This window comes from Pseudomonas folii, assembly GCF_014357575.1.
GTDB lineage: Bacteria > Pseudomonadota > Gammaproteobacteria > Pseudomonadales > Pseudomonadaceae > Aquipseudomonas > Aquipseudomonas folii.
This window is the reverse complement of sequence record NZ_JACONW010000289.1, coordinates 1-637: the sequence shown is the minus strand read 5'-3', so window position 1 is coordinate 637 and position 637 is coordinate 1. Positions and strand designations below refer to the sequence as shown.

At 57.5% G+C, this 637-nt stretch carries 1 protein-coding gene; it reads left to right on the top strand.

What is annotated here, in order from left to right; translation table 11 throughout:
* Nucleotides 1-637, top strand: a 637-nt coding sequence (locus tag H8S59_RS26755) for an Ig-like domain-containing protein (protein WP_246475623.1), incomplete at both ends; no start/stop codon positions are given.

The window sequence follows — 637 nt, the reverse complement described above, 5'->3', positions numbered from 1 at the left end:
CCGGTTTCACCAACGCCGACCTGGTCGTACCCAACGGCACATTGAGCACCGTCACCAGTAGCGATGGCGGTATTACCTGGACGGCAACCCTGACGCCGAACGCCAACGTCACCGACATCAGCAACCTGATCACGCTGGATAACGCAGGCTTCGCCAACGCTTCCGGCAATACTGGCAGCGGCCTCACCGACTCCAATAACTATGCGATTGATACTGCACGCCCGACGGCGACCATCGTAGTGGCCGACAACGCCTTGGCGATTGGTGAAACCTCGCTGGTGACCATTACTTTCAGTGAGCCGGTGAGCGGTTTCACCAATGCTGACCTTTCCGTTGCCAATGGTACCTTGAGCGCTGTCAGCAGCAGTGACGGCGGTGTTACCTGGACGGCGACGTTTACGCCTGTAACCGCTATTACCAGTGCCAGCAACGTCATCACGCTTAACAACGGCGGCGTGGCTGATCTCAATGGCAACGCGGGTACCGGTCTCACTAACTCAGGTAACTACGCGATAGACACTGCGCGTCCGACGGCAACCATTGCAATGTCTGACAGCGCCCTGTCAGTGGGTGAAACCTCATTGGTCACTTTCACCTTCAGTGAAGCGGTGACCGGGTTCACCAATGCCGACCTGAT